This is a genomic window from Priestia sp. 53B2, assembly GCF_056099005.1.
Genome location: NZ_JBLZXA010000027.1, coordinates 485,565 through 505,855 on the forward strand (window position 1 = coordinate 485,565; position 20,291 = coordinate 505,855).

General features: G+C 35.9%; 20 protein-coding genes and 2 pseudogenes. 18 read left to right on the plus strand and 4 right to left on the minus strand.

Going from position 1 to position 20,291, the window contains the following annotated elements:
• Positions 1-25 precede the first annotated feature (25 nt).
• From ACN6NE_RS22970 to ACN6NE_RS23015, 10 genes and pseudogenes are all read left to right on the plus strand, one after another.
• Complete coding sequence (locus ACN6NE_RS22970; RefSeq protein WP_474327427.1) at positions 26-922, plus strand: GH25 family lysozyme; 897 nt, start codon at positions 26-28, stop codon at positions 920-922.
• A gap of 61 nt (positions 923-983) precedes the next feature.
• Positions 984-1,250: a hypothetical protein gene (locus tag ACN6NE_RS22975; RefSeq protein WP_474327429.1), complete on the plus strand. Its 267-nt coding sequence runs from the start codon at positions 984-986 to the stop codon at positions 1,248-1,250.
• A 132-nt stretch (positions 1,251-1,382) separates the two neighbouring features.
• The gene (locus ACN6NE_RS22980; protein ID WP_240702675.1) at positions 1,383-2,009 is read left to right on the plus strand and encodes a LytS/YhcK type 5TM receptor domain-containing protein; all 627 of its coding nucleotides are present in this window, start codon (positions 1,383-1,385) and stop codon (positions 2,007-2,009) included.
• A 296-nt stretch (positions 2,010-2,305) separates the two neighbouring features.
• The gene (locus ACN6NE_RS22985; protein ID WP_013083131.1) at positions 2,306-2,518 is read left to right on the plus strand and encodes a hypothetical protein; all 213 of its coding nucleotides are present in this window, start codon (positions 2,306-2,308) and stop codon (positions 2,516-2,518) included.
• A 260-nt stretch (positions 2,519-2,778) separates the two neighbouring features.
• Positions 2,779-2,901 carry a YjcZ family sporulation protein gene (locus ACN6NE_RS22990; protein ID WP_474327431.1) on the plus strand — a complete coding sequence of 41 codons (123 nt, stop codon included), beginning with the start codon at positions 2,779-2,781 and terminating at the stop codon, positions 2,899-2,901.
• Between the two features lie 605 nt (positions 2,902-3,506).
• Positions 3,507-5,105 (plus strand): annotated as a pseudogene (locus tag ACN6NE_RS22995) (M4 family metallopeptidase); the annotation flags it as partial.
• 306 nt (positions 5,106-5,411) lie between these two features.
• Positions 5,412-6,152, plus strand: a complete 741-nt coding sequence (locus ACN6NE_RS23000) for a metallophosphoesterase family protein (protein ID WP_098578800.1) — start codon at positions 5,412-5,414, stop codon at positions 6,150-6,152.
• A gap of 276 nt (positions 6,153-6,428) precedes the next feature.
• Positions 6,429-7,097: a fructose-6-phosphate aldolase gene (gene fsa, locus ACN6NE_RS23005; RefSeq protein WP_474327753.1), complete on the plus strand. Its 669-nt coding sequence runs from the start codon at positions 6,429-6,431 to the stop codon at positions 7,095-7,097.
• 165 nt (positions 7,098-7,262) lie between these two features.
• Positions 7,263-7,481: a spore germination protein gene (locus ACN6NE_RS23010; protein ID WP_129709155.1), complete on the plus strand. Its 219-nt coding sequence runs from the start codon at positions 7,263-7,265 to the stop codon at positions 7,479-7,481.
• Between the two features lie 120 nt (positions 7,482-7,601).
• Positions 7,602-7,889: a C-type lectin-like domain-containing protein gene (locus ACN6NE_RS23015; RefSeq protein WP_474327434.1), complete on the plus strand. Its 288-nt coding sequence runs from the start codon at positions 7,602-7,604 to the stop codon at positions 7,887-7,889.
• A gap of 29 nt (positions 7,890-7,918) precedes the next feature.
• Here the strand turns inward: ACN6NE_RS23015 and ACN6NE_RS23020 are convergent, their stop codons facing one another.
• The 3 genes and pseudogenes from ACN6NE_RS23020 to ACN6NE_RS23030 form a co-directional block, all read right to left on the minus strand.
• Positions 7,919-8,590 (minus strand): NAD(P)H-dependent oxidoreductase, encoded by a 672-nt coding sequence (locus ACN6NE_RS23020; RefSeq protein ID WP_116516258.1) that lies wholly within the window; start codon positions 8,588-8,590, stop codon positions 7,919-7,921.
• Between the two features lie 300 nt (positions 8,591-8,890).
• The gene (gene sspL / locus ACN6NE_RS23025) at positions 8,891-9,031 is read right to left on the minus strand and encodes a small, acid-soluble spore protein L (protein ID WP_013057030.1); all 141 of its coding nucleotides are present in this window, start codon (positions 9,029-9,031) and stop codon (positions 8,891-8,893) included.
• Positions 9,032-9,202: 171 nt separating this feature from the next.
• A pseudogene (locus ACN6NE_RS23030) lies at positions 9,203-9,973 on the minus strand (SDR family NAD(P)-dependent oxidoreductase).
• Between the two features lie 195 nt (positions 9,974-10,168).
• Between ACN6NE_RS23030 and ACN6NE_RS23035 the strand changes: the two are divergent.
• The 3 genes from ACN6NE_RS23035 to ACN6NE_RS23045 all read left to right on the plus strand — a co-directional run bounded on the left by ACN6NE_RS23035 (position 10,169) and on the right by ACN6NE_RS23045 (position 13,990).
• Positions 10,169-11,776, plus strand: coding sequence for an ATP-binding protein (locus ACN6NE_RS23035; protein ID WP_129709158.1), 1,608 nt, complete (start codon positions 10,169-10,171; stop codon positions 11,774-11,776).
• Positions 11,773-12,480, plus strand: a complete 708-nt coding sequence (locus ACN6NE_RS23040; protein WP_474327437.1) for a response regulator — start codon at positions 11,773-11,775, stop codon at positions 12,478-12,480. Before ACN6NE_RS23035 ends, ACN6NE_RS23040 begins: the two co-directional genes overlap by 4 nt.
• Positions 12,481-12,682: 202 nt before the next feature.
• A complete protein-coding gene (locus ACN6NE_RS23045) occupies positions 12,683-13,990 on the plus strand; it encodes a CitMHS family transporter (protein WP_129709164.1) in 1,308 nt (435 codons plus the stop codon).
• Between the two features lie 35 nt (positions 13,991-14,025).
• Here ACN6NE_RS23045 and ACN6NE_RS23050 read toward each other — a convergent pair whose 3' ends face one another.
• Positions 14,026-14,625, minus strand: coding sequence for a DedA family protein (locus tag ACN6NE_RS23050; RefSeq protein WP_014460120.1), 600 nt, complete (start codon positions 14,623-14,625; stop codon positions 14,026-14,028).
• A 337-nt stretch (positions 14,626-14,962) separates the two neighbouring features.
• Here ACN6NE_RS23050 and ACN6NE_RS23055 point away from each other — a divergent pair, with 337 nt between their 5' ends.
• The 5 genes from ACN6NE_RS23055 to ACN6NE_RS23075 all read left to right on the plus strand — a co-directional run bounded on the left by ACN6NE_RS23055 (position 14,963) and on the right by ACN6NE_RS23075 (position 20,169).
• Complete coding sequence (locus tag ACN6NE_RS23055; protein ID WP_474327440.1) at positions 14,963-16,243, plus strand: GntP family permease; 1,281 nt, start codon at positions 14,963-14,965, stop codon at positions 16,241-16,243.
• 19 nt (positions 16,244-16,262) lie between these two features.
• Entirely contained in the window at positions 16,263-17,039 is a 777-nt protein-coding gene (locus tag ACN6NE_RS23060; protein ID WP_474327442.1) for a 3-hydroxybutyrate dehydrogenase, read from the plus strand.
• A 191-nt stretch (positions 17,040-17,230) separates the two neighbouring features.
• Complete coding sequence (locus ACN6NE_RS23065) at positions 17,231-18,691, plus strand: aminoacyl-histidine dipeptidase (RefSeq protein WP_129709170.1); 1,461 nt, start codon at positions 17,231-17,233, stop codon at positions 18,689-18,691.
• Positions 18,692-18,935: 244 nt separating this feature from the next.
• Positions 18,936-19,409, plus strand: coding sequence for a hypothetical protein (locus ACN6NE_RS23070; protein ID WP_129709173.1), 474 nt, complete (start codon positions 18,936-18,938; stop codon positions 19,407-19,409).
• 181 nt (positions 19,410-19,590) lie between these two features.
• Positions 19,591-20,169, plus strand: coding sequence for an N-acetyltransferase family protein (locus ACN6NE_RS23075; protein ID WP_474327445.1), 579 nt, complete (start codon positions 19,591-19,593; stop codon positions 20,167-20,169).
• Positions 20,170-20,291 lie beyond the last annotated feature (122 nt).

Sequence of the window (20,291 nt, forward strand, 5' to 3'; positions counted from 1 at the left end):
GAAGCTAGCAAAAGAGGTGAAAACTATGCAAAGGCGACATTCAAATAATCCTATTATTCTCGACGTTTCTCATCATCAAGGAATCATTAATTGGAAAGAAATAAAAAACACCTCAGTAAAAGGGGTGTATATAAAGTTAACAGAAGGCGGAACTTTTGTAGACCCTAGATCCTATGAAAATTATATAGGTGCTAAAAATGCGGGCTTGAGAGTAGGGTTTTATCATTATGCTCACTGTACAAATAGTCCGGAAAAAGAAGCTGCTTTTTTTATTGCTCAGCTTGGGCAAATGAAACTAGACCTTCCGCCATGTTTGGATCTAGAAGAAGATAAGAAAAAGCCCAAAGAATTTGTTTCTCGCTTTGCCGTAAGCTGGCTCGAGCATGTTCACAAAACAACAGGGATTAAGCCTATCGTATATACGAACTATCATTTTGCTAAAACTTTTTTTACAAATGAAATAAGTAAGTATCCTTTGTGGGTAGCAAGATATAGTGCAGCCAACAGACAAGGCGGTATGCAGCACCCTGGTGAGCTAATTCAGTGGCAGCGATGGGCAATGTTTCAGTATACGGATTCTGGCAGAGTAAAAGGAATTTCTACAAATGTGGATATAAATGAAATGGACTGCTCATTTTTTAAAGAAGTTACGGCGAACCTCTCTATGACGAATAATACAAAAGGACCCTTTGTGTATTCCAAAGGTGACAGAGGCTTAGGAGTCAAACAAATTCAGCAAAATTTACTTGCACTAGGTTTTTCTCTTCCGAAGTTTGGAGCAGACGGTTTCTATGGAGATGAATTAATCGTTGCAGTGAAAAAATTTCAGAATCGATATGGCCTTTTTTCAGATGGGATAGCAGGAGCGGACACACTGACGCGTCTTGTTAAAGAAGTGAATAATCTGAATAATCTGGTTTGAGAGATTACCTGAGGGGGAAAAGTTACTGTAAGATTCAAAAAGGTACAAGGAAGGAGCTATTATGAGAAAACGAAAACAAAAAGCATTGATATCAGGTATTACGCTATCAACGGTAGGAGTCGGCATTACGTCTTATATATTAAGCGATGCTGCGAAACGACGAAAAGTAAAAGGACTTGTTCGAAGTGCCAAAGTAAAACTTTCAAGTTTATCTAAAAAACAGCAGGTAAATGCTAGCCTAAATAAAGATGCGCATTCAGATCCTACGTACGTTTCTGAAAGCAATATGCTTTCAGAAGGACCTATGTATCAGGATCAGCATAGATAATAAAAAAACTAGTCTTGCCTAGGGCGAGACTAGTTTTTTTATTAATTTTATAAATAGCAGCGCTTATTCATGTTACACTCTCTATATAAAATTATTTTACGCATATTTGCAAGTAAAGGAGGAATAGAAGGAGTGATAAGTAGCGGATTATTTGTTAACTTATGTATTTTTTCGTTTTTTGTCAGTATTATGATTGCGATACGAATATTTTTGTTACAGCGTCTAGCCCATAAATACAAATGGATGAGTGGTATTTATGCAAGTATTGTTTCTGCTATTCTTATGGTGTATAGCGTTGCGTATCAACAGATTACATATGATTTACGTTTTCTTCCTCTTATTTTGACCGTTCTATACTTTGGTTATAGAGCCGGTGCAGTTGAGGGTATCACTATGGCTGTGTGCAGTATCTATTTAGAAAGTCATTGGTTACTGACTATCTTAATTTTAATTTTTACCTTTTTGTTTTCCCTTCCTCTTATTCGATATAAAAAGCAGTTTTCTTTATTAAAACAATCTCTTCTTTGTTTCTTTATTCATTTTATCGTTCATGTCTTACTGACAAATTACTTCTGGAATACATCTATTCAGTCGCCGTTTTATAGCGAAGTAGAATATTTAGTGTTCGGAATTCTCGGACTGGGAGTAGCCGTAGCGATGATAGAATTTTATCGTAAATTTTACGCTGTAGCAGAAGAAGCTGCTTATGCTGGATCAGATTCATGTAAGGATGAAGAAGATTCTTTTTTGCCAGAATAATGAAAAAATAACTAGAATATACGAAAGAACAGCTGGAGTCTTTTATTAATCATCACATGGATGCGGTTATTATAACTGATTTAGAAGGGCGAATCTTGCGAGTTAATGATCTGCTTTAATATTATCCAACAGCATAAAGGGACTCTTAGTATTGAAAGTGAAGTAAACAAAGGGACGAGTGCGGAGATTTGTTTACCGTTAGAATAAAAGGTAATCAGTTAAAGGGAGAAGAAATTTTGCAACAAGTTGTTTAGTAAAGTTATAATATTCTATGTTGGAGTAAAATAAGCAAAGGAGTGGTTACGATTAAACAGAAAAAGTGGATTAACATATTTCGTATTCTGTATATTATTTTTGCTATTATTGCGATTGGAGCCTCTTTTGGAGACTATTCTTTTGGGCTTAATAATCCCCGCATAGTCAGTTTAACGGCTCTTGTTTTGGCGGTTATCTGTATTGTTCCGTATTACATACTTCGCTTTAAAGAACAAGCTTCTAAAAGTAAATAAGTTAATATTTGTTATCTTAAAAGAGGCTGTGACAAAAGTATTTTAGTTGAAGGAAGATCCGAACGATTCATCGTTCGGATTTTTTTATTGTTATGGTGAACATGGGTTTAATCTAGCTGGTTGCTTCTAGCGGTTGATTGGAGTGATTTCGTTATGTCTCAGCCTCTTTTTTATCGTCATAAAAGGGCAATAAATGGGCGAGCATTTTTTCTAGCCTGTACATATGCTATAGAGTAAACAGGCTACGGAGGTGAAGTGAAATGGGATTTTACAACTGGGGTTACGGCGGTGGTTATGGCTACGGTAGTTACGGTGGCGGTTTTGCATTAATCGTTGTACTATTTGTTTTATTAGTTATCGTTGGTTGTACATGCTTGAAATAAACAGAAAAAGCACGGATTTACAAAGATTTTAGTAGATTCGTGCTTTTTTATGTTCATAAGAAGGGCAGTACTATAATAAAATAATGTTGTGCATGTACATAAAAAACATACAAAAAATTTAATTAATAGATTAAAAAAATAAAAAAATGAAGAGAAAGAGTAGATTTAAGCCTCAAAAACGGTCTGAAATTTATAATTTTCCTTATAAGTAATTTTTGTAAAATGCTTCTCAGGACTGATAGTAAGACCGAATAATACTCCGTAGGCCGCTAGTTTTTATCAGCTGACTAGAATAATTATTTTACTTGTATGAAAATCAACATAAATGATTTTCATATAGTTTAAATAGGTAAAAAAGACTTATTGTAAAAGGTTTATTCTCAATTTCCATAATAATAGGAATATTAAAATAATATATAGACGTAGTAATTTTTAGTTGCTATAATGTTGCTAATTATCACAATTAACAGAAAAATTGCGGTAATTAAATTTACTAGGGATAGGGAGAAAAAACTATGAAAAAGAAAAAACAGGCTTTAAAGGTATTATTATCAGTTGGTATCCTTTCTTCATCATTTGCTTTTGCACATACGAGCAGTGCCGCGCCAAATAATGTACTTTCAACCGAAAAGTATAACAAAGAAATTAAATCTCCTGAGTTTATTTCTGGAAAGCTTTCAGGCCCATCATCACAGAAAGCTCAAGACGTCGTATTTCACTATATGAATACAAATAAAGACAAATATAAATTAGGAAACGAAAATGCTCAAAACTCATTTAAAGTGACAGAAGTAGTGAAAGATCCCGTTGAACAAGCAACCGTTGTACGCTTGCAGCAGGTATATAATAATATTCCTGTTTGGGGATCTACTCAATTAGCACACGTAGCGGAAGATGGAACCTTAAAAGTTGTGTCAGGTACAGTAGCTCCTGATTTAGATAAAAAGGAAAAGCTAAAAGGACAAAAGCAAGTTAACAGCAAAAAGGCGATTCAAGCAGCTGAAAAAGATTTAGGCTTTAAACCGACGTATGAAAAATCCCCTTCATCTGAATTGTATGTTTATCAAAATGGTTCAGACACTACATATGCTTATGTAGTAAATTTAAATTTCTTAAATCCTGAACCAGGCAACTATTATTACTTTGTTGATGCTCTTAGCGGTAAAGTGCTAGATAAGTACAATACGATTGATTCCGTAGCTGGTCCAAAAGCCGACGTGAAGCAAGCGGCAAAGCCGGCAGCGAAACCTGTAACAGGCACAAATGCTATTGGCTCAGGTAAAGGAGTGCTTGGAGATACTAAATCCTTAAAGACAACGTTATCTAGTTCTACTTACTACTTACAAGATAATACAAGAGGGGCCACAATCTATACGTACGATGCAAAAAATCGTACATCTCTTCCAGGTACACTATGGGCAGACACGGATAATACCTACAATGCGAGCCGAGATGCAGCTGCGGTAGATGCCCACTATTATGCAGGCGTGACATATGATTATTATAAAAACAAATTTAACCGCAACTCCTATGACAATGCAGGAGCTCCGCTAAAATCGACTGTTCATTATAGCAGCGGCTACAACAATGCGTTTTGGAATGGCTCTCAAATGGTATATGGAGATGGAGATGGATATACGTTTGTTCCGCTATCAGGAGGATTAGATGTTATCGGACATGAATTGACGCATGCGGTCACAGAAAGAAGTTCTAATTTAATCTATCAATATGAATCAGGTGCATTAAACGAAGCGATTTCCGATATTTTCGGAACATTGGTAGAATACTATGACAACCGCAATCCAGATTGGGAAATTGGAGAAGATATTTATACGCCTGGAACAAGCGGTGATGCCCTTCGTTCAATGAGCAACCCAGCAAAATATGGAGATCCAGATCATTATTCAAAGCGCTATACAGGTTCTAGTGACAACGGCGGAGTTCATACAAACAGTGGTATTATCAACAAAGCTGCCTACTTGCTAGCTAACGGAGGAACGCATTACGGGGTTACTGTAACAGGCATCGGCGGCGATAAGCTAGGAAAAATTTATTACCGTGCCAATACGCTATACTTCACTCAGTCTACAACGTTTAGCCAAGCGCGTGCAGGTTTAGTACAAGCTGCTGCTGATCTATACGGTTCAGGCTCTCAAGAAGTAATTTCAGTAGGCAAGTCATTTGACGCAGTTGGTGTTCAATAAGTTATAAACCAAAAGTCGCAAGATAAATGAGGTATCTTACGACTTCCTATACTACCTTACTACCAATAAAGGAGTACTCGTATAAATATATTACAGTACTCCTTTATTTTATGTTAATAAATAAGGAAGACAGATTTCTTCTTGATCTATAAAATCCACTTTTTATTCCTCCCTTTTATGTCCATTCGAATTATACCGTTGTTTGTTAAATGAAGAGGACTCGTTTTAGTAAACGGTCTTATTATAAAATGTTATAATAAAGAAAAGAATTGAATACATACATATGAAAAAGGAGTGGAGGAATCAATGGACAAAATTGCTGTTATTTCAGATATCCATGGAAATCTTCCTGCATTAGAAGCAGTTTTAGCCGACATACAACAGCGAGATATCCATCGCATCATTTGTCTAGGTGATTTAGTAGGAAAAGGACCGGATTCAAGTAAAGCGATTGATATCATAAAAGAAAAGTGCGAAGTAACAGTAATGGGAAACTGGGATGACTTCATTACAAAGCCTGCGGAATTCGAAGCGTTGAAATGGCATCAGAAGAAGTTAAGTTCAGCCCAAGAGGCATACTTAAAGGAACTTCCTTTTTCCGTTGAGTTTATGATGAGCGGAAAATTAATTAGAATGTTTCACGCTTCACCTAGAAGTCTTTATGACCGAATTCAACCCTGGGATTCACTTGAAAAGCGCCTTAGTCTATTTGTTAATACGGAATATACGGAAAATATAAAAGGATCAAGAGAGCCGGATGTTATCTGTTACGGAGATGTACATAATGCATTTATTCAACATATTAAAGGGAAAACGCTATGCAATGTAGGAAGTGTAGGAAACCCGCTTGATTTACCACAAGCTTCCTATCTTATCTTAGAAGGAAAGGATCAAGACGAAAGTCCTTCAGCATTTTCTATTCAATTTGTACGTATTCCATACGATATTGAAAAGGCTATCGAATTGGCGAGAGCTGTAGAGATGCCGGACTTTGAACCCTACGTTCAAGAATTAAAAACAGCTCGCTATAGAGGACTAAAAAATTAAGAATAGAATGTATCTCAACCTTCAGCATAAATGCTGAAGGTTTTTTAGTGGAGTATATGAGGGGTTTTTCAACACTATTAGTATGATACATGCAAATAAAAGTTATTCCGATGAATTTAAGGAAGGGAAAACTTGGAGAAAAACATACAGCATTTGAAAGGAAATAAATTTTATTTTATGAAGACAATATGAAGAGGGCAATTCCATTTGAACATAAAGTCATGCAAAAACGCCCCTGAAAAGCTGTTTTTACCATAACGAGTGGAGGAATACATGATGAAATTTTTTATTGATACAGCTAATCTAGAAGATATTAAAAAAGCATATAAAATTGGGGTATTATCAGGTGTTACCACAAACCCTTCGCTAGTAGCTAAAGAAGGCGTAAAGTTTGAAGATCGCATCGAAGAAATTTTAAAAACCGTCCCGGAAGTAGAATCCGTTTCAGCAGAAGTCACGCCCGACACAGTAACAGCAGATGACATGATTGCTCAAGCAGAAGAGCTTATAAAAATTAATGCAGGAGACAAAAATATAACGATTAAACTTCCTATGACCATTGCTGGATTGGAAGCAACCCGTTATCTAGCTAAAAAAGGCGTAAAAACAAACGTAACGTTAATTTTTACAGTGAATCAAGCGCTTCTAGCAGCTCGTGCCGGTGCCACCTACGTATCGCCATTTTTAGGACGCTTAGACGATATTTCAGAAGACGGTGTTTATCTGGTATCTCGAATTGCAGAGCTATTTCGAATTCAACACATTGACTCACAAATTATAGCAGCGTCAGTCAGACACCCAGATCACGTCACACGAGTAGCTCTTGCTGGGGCTCATATTGCTACAATTCCGTATGCCGTAATTGAACAATTAGTAAAACACCCGTTAACAGAGCAAGGAATTGAAAAATTTGCATCAGACTGGGGAAAAGCTGTAAAAAGTTAAATTCACTTAAGGAGAAGACATCATTTTAGTGTCTTCTCTGCTTAAAGGGTATACGAAGATTCTTTTTTTTCTATTTTGTAGCAAACAACTTATCATTAATAGGCGAACATCCTATACATATATGCAGAGATGACATACGTTAATAGAAACGAAAGAGGTGTTTAAATGGGCTGTATTATTAACATTGAAAATATCGTGACTAACGGGTTAAAAGATAATGCGAACGTAGGCGTAGGCTGTGTTGTACAAAATAGTCACACGGCAAATACAAAATCGGTAGGAGCTTGTTTTTCGTTTGGAAACGGCTCTCCTGCTATTGCCTCTATGACAAACAGTAATATCGATTTTTGCAAAGGCGAAGAAAATAAAGAGCAGCACTCTTGAAAACAATTCCAGAAAGAGTATTTCTGGAATTGTTTTTTGGTAAGTGATAGAGTTGTTGTTAACAAGGTGTTTTGGCTTTTAAAAGAAAAACATTCATGAGGAAGGGGTTTGAGCGGTACTATGAGCATTATTTCTATGATTTCTTATACATACGTTGAAAGAAAAATAAAACGAACACAAAAGGTGACGATTCAGCATTCAAAAGACATGTGCTTATATACTGATAATATTCAAACAGAGAATGATTACTTTTACATTAACAGCATATTTGACATCTCTTACAAACGCGTTTCAAAAGAAAGCGGCTTTTTATACTTACATACAAATCAAGGGATGTTCGCTTATACCATACACACCGATCCTGCCGCCTTTATAGCAGCATATAAAGATATAAAAAAGAAGGAGTGACATTGCTGTCAGCCCTTCTTTTTTTGTTATTATTTTATCCACTGTACAACTTGATCCATACTTCTTCTCGTTTTTCCTCGTTTAGGTTCATGAATTCGGTAGCCGAACGCAACCATAACGGAAATATCAAACTTACCGTCTTCTAGTAATCCTTCTTCTTTTAGAATTTCATGTACTTGGTCATAGTTAAATCCTTCAATCGGACAAGAATCAATACCAATTTGAGCAGCTGATGTCATCATATTAGCTAGTGCAATATAAGATTGTTTGCTAGCCCAATCAAATAGTGCTCGCTTGCTTTCGAACAAGTGAAAATCATTTTCTTGGAAATCTTTATAACGAGGCATTAATGTCTCTAATACATCATCCGGCATTTCTTTTACGTTTTTTTGAAGATTCAACACATATTCAGAGTCATATCTTGCGTCTGTACGAGAAAGAATAATAACAAAATGACTTGCTGTAGGAATTTGACCTTGTGCTCCCCAAGAAACAGCTTTTAATTTTTCTTTTAAATCTTTATTTTCAACGACTAAAAACTTCCACGGCTCATAACCTACTGAGCTTGGAGATAAGCGCCCTGTTTCTAAAATGAATTGGAAATCTTCATCGGAAATTTTCTTCGTTGGATCAAACTCTTTTGTAGCATGACGAAAGTTAAATGCGTCTAAAATTTCTTGTTTTTTATCTGTATTGTTCATGTGTAAACAACCTTTCTGTAAAAAATATTTAGTGATGAAATGTTCAGAGTAATCTATACCCTGTATAGCTTACAATTAACAGTCAGTTAACATACAATTTGTCATAAATCCGTTTGCAGATTTATCATAAATCATATAAATCATTCTAACAAGTACGCACATTTTTGTTGTATAGTATACTTTTTTATACTATTGAGGCAGTTTTATAAGAAGCAGAAAGGAGTCAACAATCTGGGGAGTTTCGTTTTCGAAAAAGTAATTAAGAGGAAGAGAGGAGAAGAGTAGTCTTCTCCTTGTTAATTAAATTTTTGTATTTGACTTTTTCGCTTTGTTTTCAAGTTCACTTTTAGGTTCTGTTGAAAATTCAACATCTTTTCCGTGTCCTTGAGGGTTAACTCCAGGAGCTACTTGACCGCGGTTAGCAGATTTTTTTGTACCCATTTTCTTCACCTCCGTTCGGTTAGTATGTACAAAAAGCAAAACAAAAATTAGGAAGTAAAGCGTGGAAAGATAAATAGGAAAAGATTATCTTTAAGCATCTTCATTACATAAACAAGATAGTTACTCATTTAAACGGCCATAAAAAAACACCCTTTGAAGGGTGTTTTCTGTTTAAGAATCTGAGCTTGTCGCTCTGTCTGCGTATGGATAGATAGGATCTTTTAACTGAAATTCGTAAGTCACTCCATCTACAAGTCCTACCGTTTTATTGCTATCATAAAGGTCCAGCATAAAAGCAGCCATTTCTTTTGACGTATGAAACTTAGGTACTCGTCCTTCGTATTCAAAATCACTCATATCCATCGAACGCTGTGCAAATTCTGTTTCAGTAGCCGCCGGAGCTAGAACTTTAGCCTGCATTTTTGCTCCTCTTCCTTTTAATTCTTGAGAAAGACCTTCTGTAAATGCACTTACGTAGAATTTTGTTGCGCAATAAGTGACTGCATCAGCAACAATGGTGTAGCCTCCTCGAGAAGAGACATTAATAAGCTGTGTACCTTCAACGTTTTCATAATCTCTTACAAATAGAGAAGAAAGAATGGTTAAGGCTTCGATATTTAAATGAAGCATTGTTTCAATTTTAGTTAATTTTTGTTCACCGACAGAAGCAAAGTTTCCGAATCCAGCATTGTTAATCCAAGTTTCTAATTCATACTCTTTGAGTGACTTATAAAACATATGAGCATTTTCTGCCACGGATAAATCAACCGACTGGACAATAACATTTACATCTTGGTTCAGTTCTTCAATTTTTTTTTAAAACTCTTCTAGCTTGTCCTCTCTACGTGCAGCCAATATAAGATTTTTTCCACGTGCTGCAAAAGCTAAAGCTGTTTCATATCCAATTCCTGAACTTGCGCCAGTGATTACTGTATATTTCATGTTGATTCCTCCATTTTCGAAGTTTTCGAATTGATTATAATTGTTAAAGTATACTTTAAGTCAAGCGTTTATTCGATTTATTTTTCCCTTTAGAAGTCTATTTATAAACATTTGAAGTTGGGTGCTAAACTTTTTTTCTTTTATGCTACACTTGAAACAACAGCCGAAATTTCATTTCATTAAAAGGAGGAATGTATGCGTTCTCTAAATGTGAATAGAAGACCTAGCTTACTTGCCCAAATTACATTACTTATTACGGTAGTTATTCTTGTGAGTACCGTCCTTGTATGCATTTTATTTTCTGCAATGATAGATGAAATTGTTGAAAAATATGTAGGTAAGCAAGCTATGACAGTAGCAAAATTAGCCTCTGAAGACAAAATGATTGTAAAAGCTTTTAAGAATAAAAATCCTTCTGAGCACATCCAACCTGTTGCAGAAAAAATCAGAAAAACCACTGGGGCAGATTACGTCACCATAGCTAATGATAAAGGAATCCGCTATTCTCATCCCAATAGTAGCTATATTGGAAAACATACCAAAACAAGCAACGAAGCTTCTTTAAAGGAGCATCAATCCATTATTTACAAAGGAAAAGGAATTTCAGGATTTGCAATTAAAGCCAAGACCCCCATATGGGATAGCCGAGGAAACGTAATAGGCGTTTCGTCAGTAGGGTTTCTTGTAAGCAATATAGAAAAACAGATTAATGATTATAGAATAAAAATTATTAAATTGTCCTGTATTCCTTTTCTTATTGGAGCATTTGGAGCTTTTTTCATTGCAAGGCGGGTAAAAAGACTAATATTTGGACTGGAACCGGAGGAGATTTCCTTTCTTTTTAAAGAAAAGGAGGCTACCCTTGAATCTATTCGAGATGCTACTGTTACTGTAAATGTTGAAAAATATGTAACGTCGATGAACAGAAGGGCTAGAGAACTATTTGGTCATCTTCAAATAGGAGGAGAGATAAAGAACGCCCGTTTAGGACAGCTAATTGATCAAGCGATAGAAAAGCAGCGGGTGTATTCTAACCAGTCCCTTGTACTAGATGGTCAGCAGTATATTTTAGATTTATCTCCTATTGTAAGAAAAAAAGAAGTGCAGGGTATCGTCCTTACTATAAGAACTTTATCTCAAATTGAAGAATTGACAGAAGAGATTTCTAAAATTAAAATTTTTTCTGATAATTTACGTGCTCAAAATCATGAATTTTTAAATAAGCTGAACGTGATTTATGGATTGTTAAAGTTAAAGAAGTATGAGCATGTCATGCAAATGATTTCATCAGAGGTAAAGGAACGCCAAGATATTATTTCTTTTTTAATGTCTTCTGTAAAGGATCCTTTGATTGCGGCATGCTTACTTGGAAAGATCAATCGTTCGAAAGAATTAGATGTTACTTTAGAAATTGACCAAGATAGTAACTTAACAAGTACTTTAGATATCGAAGACGCGAAAAACGTTGTTTCTATCTTGGGGAATTTAATTGATAATGCGCTCGAGGCTGTGCGAGAACATAAAGGGAACGTGCTGGTATCTTTTACAGATGTAGGAAATGACCTGATTTTTGAAGTTGAAGACAATGGACAAGGGATATCAAAAGAAGTAGAAAATATGATTTTTATAGATGGTTACACAACGAAAAAAGGTGAAAATCACGGAATTGGATTGACTATTGTTAAAAGATCTGTAGAGCTGCTTAAAGGTGAACTCTACATAAGCAAAAGTATGTTACAAGGAGCAAGATTTACATTAGTTATCCCAAAGCTATTAAATAATGAAAAGGAAGAATCGATATGACTGAAAATCAAATTAATGTCATGATTATAGAAGATGATTCTACAGCTGCACAAATTTATGAACAGTTTACTAAGAAACTAGAGCATTTCGCTGTTGTTGCGACAGCAGGATCTGGAGAACAGGCTTTAGAATTACTAACAATATTTACGCCGCAATTAATTTTATTAGATGTCTTTTTACCGGATATCAACGGAGTGGAACTGCTATGGGAAATCAGAAAGAAGTATCGAGGAATCGATATTATTTTAATAACGGCAGCCAATGATGTTGAAACAGTAGGGGAAGCAATAAGAGGAGGAGCATTTGGTTATTTGGTGAAACCTGTAATTATTGATAAATTTTTATCTACTTTAAAACATTATCAGTCTACTAGAATAGAATTAACCGAAAATAAAATGATTAACCAAGACAAAATAGACCATTTATTTAGAACATGTCATAACCGCCCCACTCAATCAGCGGCTGCAGTAACAGAATTTCCTAAGGGGATTGATAAACATACTCTTCGTTTAGTAAGAGATAAAGTTCGCGAAGTTCAGCAGAGCTTGAATGTAGATGAGTTTGCTCAACTAGTAGGTATCAGTTATTCAACAATGAGAAGGTACTTAGAGTATTTAGTGTCTTGTAAAGAAATGCAGGTGGAAATAGTGTATGGAAGTGTAGGGAGGCCTGAGCGGAAATACCGAGTAACTAATCTTGCATAAAAACGAGATAGCGGACAAAGAACCGCTATCTCGTTTTTATGTAGAAATGATGCATGAAAAAAATGAAAAGAATTAATTTTATAAAAGATATTAAACTTATGGTAGTTATCTATGAACCTGCTTTAACAAGTGATACCTTTTTAGTAACGTGTAGCAAACAAAAAAATGAAAACGTTACCAAAAAAAAGGAGGAAAAATATCCGTGCTTTCTTTATTAGGATTTTTAATGGTTGCAGTATTCATGTATTTAATTATGTCAAAACGACTTACCCCAATGGTTGCTCTTATCATTATTCCAATTATATTTGGTTTAATAGGTGGTTTTGCTAGTGGAATGGGACCTATGATGCTAGAGGGTGTAAAAGATATTGCTCCTACAGCTATTATGATTTTGTTTGCTATTTTATATTTTGGATTAATGATTGATTCAGGATTGTTTGACCCTCTCGTTTCATTCATTTTAAAGGTTGTAAAAGGAGATCCTCTAAAAATCGTCGTCGGAACTGCTGTTCTTTCAATGATGGTTGCTTTAGATGGCGATGGAACTACTACCTATATGATAACGGTCTCTTCTTTGCTTCCATTATATAAACGCCTAGAAATGAATCCGCTTATCCTAGCAGGAGTTGCGATGCTATCTATGGGAGTAATGAATATGACTCCGTGGGGAGGTGCTTCTGCTATGGCTATGAGTTCATTAAATTTAGATTCGTCTCAGTTGTTTTTGCCTTTAATACCTGTAATGGGTTTTGGGCTTCTATGGGTGCTGTTTGTTTCTATTGTCCTTGGAAGAAGGGAAAGAAAAAGGTTAGGAGTTATCAATATTAAACATTCTGCAAATGAAATTGCACATGCACATGAATTAGAGGGAACAGCGCAACATTCAGACTATCGACGTCCTAAGTTAGTATGGTTTAATTTCCTCCTTACCGTTAGTCTTATGGTGTGCTTAATTATGGACTTTATGTCGCTGATGCTTTTGTTCATGGTAGCGTTTGCTATTGCATTATTAATAAATTATCCAAACATCAAAGATCAACAGCAGCGAATTTCGTCTCATGCAAATAATGCGGTAGCCGTCGTTTCAATTGTTATTGCAGCAGGTATTTTTACAGGAATTATGTCTGGAACAAAGATGATTGATGCTATGGCAAATACACTTGTAGGAATAATCCCAGATGCAATGGGCCCTTTTTTGCCAGTTGTAGTAGCATTTTTAAGTGCTCCTTTTACATTTTTTATGTCTAATAATGCCTTTTATTTTGGCGTATTGCCGATTATTGCTCAAGCTGCCGAAAGCTATGGCATTAGCGCAGCTGAAATTGGAAGAGCTGCTATCTTAGGACAACCTGTTCATGTGATAAGTCCCTTGGTAGCAGCAGCTCACTTATTAATTGGAATGGTAGGAATTGAATTTAGTGATTTGCAACGCTTTTTAATTAAGTGGGCGCTAGGAACTACGGCAGTGATGACAATAGCTGCATTAATTTTAGGTGTTATTTCTATTTGATAAAAAAAGACCCTGAAGGGTCTTTTTTTATACCCTTACGTTGAACTAGACTGTTCGCTGCAGCTGCTTTTTTTAAAATAGAACTTATAAATTAAAAATCCGCATACAGCCACCACCGCTGCAATTAAAATATAGGTTTGTGCATCTGAGATAAAAGATTGAATGGACTTAAAGTTTCCGATTTGTCCTAACCAAAGCATGGCAATATTCAAAGGAAAGATACCAAGAAATGTAAGCAGAGCAAACGGCATAGGCTTCACTTTAGATAGCCCTGAAAGGTAGGAAATGTAGTTTCCGAGCCCTAAAGGACGGGCAATCGCAATACTCCATAATCCGCATTTTTTAAACCATTTTTGTGATTTTTCAAATGCTTTTTTCTTTTTTGATAATTTTTTCTTTACCTTATCCTCTAATTTATAGCCTATTCCATACGGTATAAAGCTAAAAGCTGTATAAACGGCGCTTCCTGCAAGAGCGATTAATAATAATTTCACTATGTGCATGTTTAATAAGTATCCGTAGGTAAGGGTGAGAAGAGAACCAGGAAACGGCAGGGAGGAAGCCTCAATGGCCAGTCCGCTTAAAAGTCCCCAAATTCCAAATTGTTTCAGTAAGTCTGTTATGAAATGTAGCATAAGATCGCCTCTTTTTCTGTGTCATAACATTCAAATACCCATCTATATGTTCGGAAAAACTTATAAAAGAAAAGAAAATAAAGGAAGAAAGCGGGATGTGACAGAAAAAAACTTAGCTTGTACCAGGAAAAAGGAAGGAAGTGTATTTTATAGCTTCTACTCAGAGTAAAATTATAGGAAAAAAATAATTGAGGGTGAATTTTTAAATAAACTACGACTTTTATTCATAGTTTTGCTTCCTTTTATTTATTTTATTTATAAAACTAACGGGTGTAAACTTGTTGTGTTGTGAAATAATCCATTATGTATATGTATTAAAAGGAAAGGAGGTTACCGTGTGGTTATTATTGTAGGATTGTTATTGTTGATGTTTTTTGCTTATCTAGGATGGTCTATTATCTGGGTGGCACCTGTTGTAGCTACGTTCGTTGCTTATTTTAGCGGTTTAAAAGTACTGCCTACTTATACAGATGTGTATATGGGAGGGTTTGTAGATTTTGCTGCAAAATGGTTCCCCATCTTTTTATTAGGAGCCGTCTTTGGAAAACTAATGGAAGATACAGGCGCAGCTAAATCGTTGGCGCAGCGTATTGCTAAATTATTTGGAAGTAAAAGAGCCATTTTAGGGGTACTGATTGCTTCAGCCATTTTGACATACGGCGGAGTGAGTCTATTCGTTGTTGTTTTTGCGATTTATCCTTTAGCAATCGCGCTATTTCGAGAAGCTAACGTATCGCGAAATTTACTCCCAGCAACCATTGCACTCGGAGCATTTACGTTTACAATGACAGCGATTCCAGGTACACCACAAATTCAAAATCTGATCCCGACTGCTACATTTAAAACCAATGCAATGTCGGGTTCGATTATTGGAATTGTCTCAGGTCTTATTATGGCGGTGGGAGGATATTTCTGGTTAGCTTATCGCGATAAAAAATTAAAAGCTAAAAATCAAGGGTTTACCGAGCCTAATGGACCATCAGTCGCAGCGAGTGAAGAGCAGGACTCGATGAATGTAATATTAGCTATTTTACCGCTGATTGTCGTTGTCGTGACATTAAACGTTTTAAAATGGGAGCCTATCGTTTCGTTATTAATTGGTATTTTTTCTATTTTACTTATTAATTTTAAACACTATAAGACATTTATTTCTTCTATAAATGAAGGAGCAAAAGGATCCGTGATGGCTGTTATTAACACGAGTGCAGCAGTAGGTTTTGGCTCGGTTATTACAGCAGTTCCAGAGTTTAAAGATGTCACGCATGTGTTGCTAAACATTTCGAGTAATCCGCTCGTTTCAGAAGCGTTAAGCGTTCAAGTGCTAGCGATGATCACGGGTTCAGCATCCGGTGGTATGGGTATTGCGCTTCAAGCATTAGGAGATACGTGGTATCACTTGTCTCAAACGACGAATTTAAGTGCCGGTGCTCTTCACCGTATTGCAAGTGTTGCGTCAGGTGCATCTATTTTACCGCATAACGGTGCGTTGTTAACGCTATTAGCCGTAACTGGTCTTCGGCATAAAGAAACGTATAAAGACGTATTTGTTGTTGCATTTATCATCCCGACAATCGCTTTATTTGCAGGAGTCACATTAGCGGCAGCCGGTATTATTTAAAAACAGGAGGAGAATACACATGGTTGAAAATCAAGTAATTGTAATCACAGGAGCAGCAAGAGGAATTGGGTTTGAAATAGGTAAACGATTCGCAGAAAACGGCGGAAAAATTGTGTTATCCGATATTGATCAAGCTGCTGTAGAAGCTGCAGCACAAAATCTTCGTGAAGCTGGATTTGAAGCGCTTGGTATCAAAGCTGATGTAACAAAAGAAGAAGAAATCAAACATTTAATTGAAACAGCAAACGCACATTTTGGAGCGGTTCACACGTTCATTAATAACGCTGGCTTGCAGCATGTTTCTCCAATTGAAGAGTTTCCAACTGAAAAATATGAGTTAATGATTAAAATTATGCTAACAGCTCCATTTATGGCGATTAAGCACGCGTTTCCGATTATGAAAAAACAAGGGTTCGGACGTATTATTAACGTTTCTTCTATCAACGGTTTAATCGGTTTTGCGGGCAAAGCAGCTTATAACAGTGCTAAACACGGTGTAATTGGGCTAACAAAAGTAGCTGCTCTTGAAGGCGCAGCACACGGTATTACGGTGAATGCACTTTGTCCTGGCTATGTGGATACACCACTAGTGAGAGGTCAGTTAGATGGTTTAGCTAAAACAAGAAACGTACCATTAGAGAGCGTGCTTGAAGAAGTTATTTATCCTTTAGTCCCTCAAAAAAGATTACTAGACGTGAGCGAAATTGCTGACTATGCTATTTTCTTGGCGAGTAATAAAGCAAAAGATGTAACTGGTCAAGCGGTAGTAATGGACGGCGGATATACGGCTCAATAAAAAGAATAAATCATTAAAAGCATAAAGGAGTCTAATGGTCTCCTTTATGCTTTTTTATGTTATATCTATTCTATCGAGTTAATCAACGTTAAAATATAACTAGGCTATACATAAAAGAAGCCTTATACTATTTCTCCTGTAAAGATAAATAGTATGATAAAAAAGCCTACAGATTAGAAAGGATGATACATATGGTGCAAACAGTAAATGAATTAATTAAACATCCGGTTTTTTATTTTTTTAACGAAATTTCAGCTATTCCTAGAGAATCTGGAAATGAAAAGAAAATTAGTGACTATTTAGTTTCTTTTGCAAAAGAAAGAAGCCTTGAAGTTATACAAGACGAGACTTTAAATGTAATTATTAAAAAGCCGGCAGCTAAAGGGTATGAACATGCTCCAGCCATCATTTTGCAAGGACATATGGACATGGTATGCGAGTTAAATAAAGGAACTGTGCATGATTTCGAAAAAGATCCGCTTCAACTGCGAATTGTGGAAGATATGCTTTATGCAAATGGTACTACGCTAGGAGCTGACAACGGGATTGCCGTTGCATATGCACTGGCTTTACTAGATGCTCATGATATAGCTCACCCCTCTCTTGAAGTAGTCATTACTACTGAGGAAGAAACAACTATGGGCGGAGCCATTGCTGTAAATCCAGCTCATTTTGAAGGGAAAATCTTTATTAACCTTGATACAGAAGAAGATGGAAAGCTGCTTGTCAGCAGCGCAGGCGGGGTAAAAGGCGTGCTTCGTATTCCCGTAAACTGGGAATCGTCTTCCGATAACTCAGAAACATATAGCTTAAGCATCGGTGGATTGCGCGGCGGACATTCTGGAATGGAAATTGACAAAGAAAGAGGAAACGCTAATAAACTGCTAGGGAGAGTTTTATATGATTTACAACAAGAACTTCCCTATTCTTTAAGCAGCATTAGTGGAGGATTAAAATCAAATGCGATTCCCCGTGAATCAGAAGCAATTCTATCAGTTGAGCCTTCTGAGGTAGGAAAGCTAGAAAATAAGATTCGTGAGTGGAACGAAATAGTAAAAAATGAATTACAAGCGGCTGATCCGAGCGTATATGTAAAAATAAACAAATCTTCTTCCGTTAAGAAATGTTTTACAAAAGAAACGACAGAACGAATCGTACAAGCTATTATGCTAACACCAAACGGCGTTCAAAGCATGAGTATGAATATCGAAGGATTAGTAGAATCTTCTACCAACTTAGGTGTGATTACGACGACAGAGTCTGAGATTGTTTTTCAAAATGAAATCCGCAGCTCAGTAAAAAGCTTAAAAGAAAAAATAGTAAGTCAAGTGCACATACTTGCTCAAGTAGTCGGAGGAATAGTTGAAACAAAAGGTAATTACCCTGAATGGGCGTACAATGGAGATTCAAAAATTCGTGAATTATGTAAAAAGGTTTACAAAGAAAAGCATGGGGAAGAGGCGGAGATCATCGCCATCCATGCTGGAATTGAATGCGGTATTTTCCTAGAAAAAATCCCTGGATTAGACGCCATTTCGCTCGGGCCCGATATGTACGACGTTCATACACCTGATGAACACCTGAGCATTCCGTCTACTATTAAGACATGGGAATACTTATTAGCAGTATTAAAAGAAGCAAATAAGATATAAAGTTATCAGCATCTCTATAATTTTTAAAAAAGAGCTTCTGTAAAGGAGCTTTTTTTCATTCGTCATTTATCGGATAATAAGCAGAATTCCGTCAACACGTCAGGCAATTGAGAACATTTATGTAAGCGTTTTACAAATGAAGGTTTTAAAACGGGCCTAAAAGAGGTAAACAATTACTAAAACGATAGACAAATGAATTCAAAACAAGCTCTGCAACTAATAAATTAGTAAGGAGAGAATGTATATGAATGATAATAGTCTTATCAAAGATCCCTTTTTGGAAAAAGGAGAAATTGAATTTTTAGAATTAAGGAAAGACGAAATACGTTATCTAAAGTTCGATCGGTTTTTGAAAGTGATTAAAGCACTTAATCAACGCAGTGATAAAGGCTACCAGAGTCTTATGCTTTCCGTTGATGGCTTTAAAGGTAATTCAAGAGAATTATATGAGATAGAGGAGTTTCGCAGATACGTAAATTTGTTAATTAATCAAGTTCCTCAAATATTATTTTATATTCATGATAAAAACAAAATGACTAATCAAATGTTGAAAAGTCTATCAAACAACAGCAGCCAACCGGCCTCTATAGATCCTAAAAGAGCACGTTTAATGATTGATGCCATACAGGAGCAAGTAGAGAAAACAGAGGATAAAGAGATAAAGGAGAATCTTTCTGAATTCGTATGTAAAATCCAGAGCTTTGTGAATCAGTATTAACAGTTCCCAATAGAAAAGTAGAATCCATATTATAAAAAAGTACGAGAACTCAAAGTTTCTCGTGCTTTTTTATTGGAAAAACAGTAGAAAGAGAAAAGGATTATCAACATAGATTGATAAATAATAAATAATAATGGTAAAGCTTCATATTCTGCCGTGAAATAACAAGGAGGAATGAACATTGCATCATATTGAAATAAGAAGACCAAAAATAGAAGACCGCGCAGAACTCCACGAGCTTTTTAATGAAGTAATCACAGATACCTTTCATAAAGAGGGTCTATCTGACATGGTGAACGATATACAAATAGAAATTGAAAATAAAGAACAATATTTAAAAAGTGACCTTGATAGCGGTGGGAAACATCGATTCTTTTGGCTCGGAATAGATACGTGCACCAATAAGATTATTGGCTGTATTGAATATGGTCCTGCTAGTGAATTAATTACGGCGTGTACAAAAGGAGAGCTGCAAGGATGGATTGAAATCGGCACAGTTTTTGTTCATCCAAAGTACCAAAGAAAAGGTGTAGGGACACTGCTTTTACATACTATGCTGCTTACGCTTCAAAGCAAAGAAATTAAAAAAATTTGTTTTGACAGCGGATACAAAAATGCTCAGGAAGTATGGAAAAACATATTTGGAATCCCTGATTATTTAATAAAAGATTACTGGAGCAAGGGGTATCATCACATGGTTTGGAAAATATCAGCAGAACGCACGCCAATAGTATTTAAGCTCAGTTATAACGAAGAATAAGGTGTCTCCTAGAAAATAGCCGGTAAAAACGTACCGGCTATTTTCTACTGGTTAAGCTGTTTACATATATTCAATTCTATATTAGTATATTTTATTGAATATAATACCTTGACTGTCATAGT

Coding starts and splice junctions, on each gene's coding strand:
- ACN6NE_RS23050 (WP_014460120.1), bottom strand. CDS start 14,625: ATGCTACATTTCATAACAGACTTACTGAAACAATTTGGAATTTGGGGA.
- ACN6NE_RS22970 (WP_474327427.1), top strand. CDS start 26: ATGCAAAGGCGACATTCAAATAATCCTATTATTCTCGACGTTTCTCAT.
- ACN6NE_RS23070 (WP_129709173.1), top strand. CDS start 18,936: ATGAATGATAATAGTCTTATCAAAGATCCCTTTTTGGAAAAAGGAGAA.
- ACN6NE_RS23060 (WP_474327442.1), top strand. CDS start 16,263: ATGGTTGAAAATCAAGTAATTGTAATCACAGGAGCAGCAAGAGGAATT.
- ACN6NE_RS23015 (WP_474327434.1), top strand. CDS start 7,602: ATGAGCATTATTTCTATGATTTCTTATACATACGTTGAAAGAAAAATA.
- ACN6NE_RS22990 (WP_474327431.1), top strand. CDS start 2,779: ATGGGATTTTACAACTGGGGTTACGGCGGTGGTTATGGCTACGGTAGT.
- ACN6NE_RS23000 (WP_098578800.1), top strand. CDS start 5,412: ATGGACAAAATTGCTGTTATTTCAGATATCCATGGAAATCTTCCTGCA.
- fsa (WP_474327753.1), top strand. CDS start 6,429: ATGAAATTTTTTATTGATACAGCTAATCTAGAAGATATTAAAAAAGCA.
- ACN6NE_RS22975 (WP_474327429.1), top strand. CDS start 984: ATGAGAAAACGAAAACAAAAAGCATTGATATCAGGTATTACGCTATCA.
- ACN6NE_RS23040 (WP_474327437.1), top strand. CDS start 11,773: ATGACTGAAAATCAAATTAATGTCATGATTATAGAAGATGATTCTACA.
- sspL (WP_013057030.1), bottom strand. CDS start 9,031: ATGGGTACAAAAAAATCTGCTAACCGCGGTCAAGTAGCTCCTGGAGTT.
- ACN6NE_RS23020 (WP_116516258.1), bottom strand. CDS start 8,590: ATGAACAATACAGATAAAAAACAAGAAATTTTAGACGCATTTAACTTT.
- ACN6NE_RS23010 (WP_129709155.1), top strand. CDS start 7,263: ATGGGCTGTATTATTAACATTGAAAATATCGTGACTAACGGGTTAAAA.
- ACN6NE_RS23065 (WP_129709170.1), top strand. CDS start 17,231: ATGGTGCAAACAGTAAATGAATTAATTAAACATCCGGTTTTTTATTTT.
- ACN6NE_RS23035 (WP_129709158.1), top strand. CDS start 10,169: ATGCGTTCTCTAAATGTGAATAGAAGACCTAGCTTACTTGCCCAAATT.